The 3,012-nt window shown below is 44.6% G+C and carries 2 protein-coding genes; one reads left to right on the top strand and one right to left on the bottom strand.

All coding sequences use genetic code 11. The features are described from left to right. A partial coding sequence (locus H6S82_RS26675) for an MFS transporter (RefSeq protein ID WP_191056991.1) occupies nucleotides 1-539 on the top strand: 539 nt, incomplete at its 5' end. Between the two features lie 59 nt (nucleotides 540-598). On the opposite strand, the gene H6S82_RS26680 is transcribed toward H6S82_RS26675, so the two are convergent. After that, nucleotides 599-3,012 (bottom strand): GAF domain-containing protein (locus H6S82_RS26680; protein WP_191056992.1); only part of this gene is annotated, 2,414 nt, incomplete at its 5' end.

Consider the following 3,012-nt stretch of genomic DNA (forward strand, 5'->3'; position numbering starts at 1 on the left):
AGGGAACTGCCTTTATTACCTTATTTGTTTGGAGTGCTGTCAGTCAGCGGGTGGGCAAAAAAGCCGTTTATTTTATGGGTATGAGCCTGTGGATTTTGGCGCAGGGGGGATTGTTTTTCTTGCAGCCCAGTCAAATATCCTTGATGTACGTTTTGGCGGTGATGGCAGGTTTTGGCGTTTCTACGGCTTATCTTATACCCTGGTCGATGCTGCCAGATGTGATCGAAATGGATGAATTGAGAACGGGACAGCGCCGGGAAGGGATATTTTATAGTTTTTTTGTACTGCTGCAAAAGGTAGGTTTGGCTCTAGCAGTTGCCTTGGTGCTGCAAAGCTTGAATTGGGCTGGTTACCTTGTGCCTACAGCCGAAAATCTCAGACCGATTCAACCTGCTTCTGCGCTTTTGGCAATTCGCGTTGCTATTGGCCCGCTGCCTACTGTTGCTTTAATTTGCGGTTTGGTGCTGGCATATTTTTATCCGATTACTCGCGAGGTTCATGCAGAAATATTACACAAGCTGAGAGAGCGCGATCGGTAGATAATTTCAGATTTTATATTTGAGATTTCAAATTTCATTTTGAAATTTGAAATCTCAAATTAACGATTTGGTAATTCGATCCGAAAAGTTGTCCAGCCATCACCGCTTTTTACGTTAATAGTTCCTCCCATTTGTTCCACCAGTTTCTGGACTAAAGCAAGTCCCAATCCAGTACCGCCTTGTTTCCAAAGATCGGCTTGTAAAACCCGATAAAACTTTTTAAACACATGGGATAATTCGGCAGGCGGAATTTCGACTTCATTGCTGACGGCAAGTACAATCTTCGGGACACAGGAACAGGAAGTAGACTCTTGGAGTGAGACATCTTCTCCAGCTAAGTGGTGGGAGACGCGCAAAATTATCCCGCCACCAGGCGGAGTATACTTACAGGCATTGTTGAGCAATTCTGCCACAATTCGTGCCAGTCCAGCGCGATCGCTAACTAGGGGCGGAACATCGGCTGGTAGTTCAATTTGGAGATTTTGCCCGCGTTCGAGGGTACGACTGCGGAATGGTTCGATGATGTTGGGTAGCCATTCTTGCAAGTTTAGCGATTCGGCGAGGGAGAGGGGATAAGATGATGCTTCTAAGCGCTGTAAGTCGAGGAGGTCGTTAATGAGTTCTGTTTCGCGATCGCACTCGGTTTTCAATATTTCCAAATAGCGCTGATGTCGTTCGCCGCTGGGCACAATTTTGAGCATTTGGATCGCCATTTTCATGTTAGCCATAGGCGTCCGCAATTCGTGGGAAACTGTACTCAAAAAGTCATCTTTAAGCAAGTTTAGTTTTTCCAGTTCTGCCACTTGCTCTTGTTTGAGATGATTGAGTTTTTCCAGTTCTACCAATTGCTCTTGCTTAAGTTGGTTGAGTTTTTCCAGTTCTGCCACTTGCGCTTGTGCTGCTTGATAAAGCCGTGCTTGACGAATCGCGATCGCGCACTGATTTGCTACCTGCTGTACCAAACGTATTTCTAACTCGCTATAGCTGTGTTCTTTGTGATTAATTAACCACAAATCTCCCAAAAGTCCTTCGTTATCGAAAATGGGGCAAGCCAGCATTGCCACCCGTCCCCGCACTGGATTTGGAAATATCGAACAAAACTGGAAATATTGTTTTTCTAATAGCTGAGTGTAGATTTCCGGATAGTTTGCCATATGGGCAACACGTCCCTGTTGCGCGGGTATTGAGACTGCATATTCGTGGCAAACTGTGGTAATTCCCTTTTCTAAATCGTATATAGCTGCATTGCAAGAACCGATATTTAGTCCTACTGCTACTTCCCGCACGGCAGTTTCTAAAATTTGGTTTTCGTCTAGGCTATCTCTCACTTTGTCTGTAATGCGTTTGAGCATTGCTTCAAAGTCGATAGCCTTTTTCAACTCAGCGGTGCGCTCTTGCACTTGCTGTTCCAATTCGCCGTTAAGTTTTTGGATTTGCTTGAAAAGTGACGATTGCTGGATGGCGAGCGCTACAGTTATCGCCAATTGTTGCAGTAAATCTATTTCAAAAGGCTGCCAGTGTCGCGGTTCCGAACACTGATGAGCGCACAGCAGTCCCCAGAGTTTTTTGTTGAAAACGATCGGCACTAGGAGATTAGCTCTAATTCCTATTTGAGCGAGTAGTTCTATATGGCAAGGTGCGAGATTGGCTTGCTCGATATCATCAATGGCAGAAATGTATCCCTGTTGGTACTTTTGGATATAATTTTCGTTGAAACAAGGGTCTTCGCAGGAAACTCCCAATATTGACGAACAATTCTCTGCGATTGATTCGACAACAAACTTACCAAAATTCCTTTCATCTATCTGATAAATTGCTACTCGTTCTACTTGCAAAAAACTGCGTACTTCTGCCACTGCTTGGTTGAGAATTTCATCTAGGTCTAAAGACTGGCGGATGCGTTCTTGCATCATTCCCAGTAGTTTTTCCCGCTCTGTTTGCTGACCCAGGGCTTCTTCTGCTTGTTTGCGATCGGTAATGTCTTGCACTCCACCGTAGATCAGAAGGACGCGATTTCTGTCGTCGCAATATACTGGCTGACTGTAATCTCTCAGCCAGCGCAGTTCTCCATTTTTGGTGAATAGTCGGTATTCGCTCACATCTGTTTGCCAACACAGAATTTTTTGCAGCCGTTCTAGAAAGATAGGCATATCTTCCTGATGAATGAGGTTTTGCCAGCCGCCGCGTGCTTCGATTTCTTCCCAACTGAAACCAGACATAAAACTAAAAGCACTTGTAATCCAATCTGTGACAAATAAACCGTTGGAGTCTATCTTTGCAGCATAGGCAAAGTCTGATGTCAATTCGGAAACGATCCGATAGCGCTCTTCACTTTTTGCTAAATCTCTTTCTGCTTGTTTGCGCTCTGTTATATCGCGCACAAATATCGCCACTTCATCACTGCTGGTAGGAACGATTCGAGCTTCAAAGTCTCGTAATTTCCCTTCAGTTTGCAACTGATACTCAAAAATTT

The sequence above is a fragment of the Planktothrix sp. FACHB-1355 genome (genome assembly GCF_014748295.1).
Lineage (GTDB): Bacteria > Cyanobacteriota > Cyanobacteriia > Cyanobacteriales > Aerosakkonemataceae > Aerosakkonema > Aerosakkonema funiforme_A.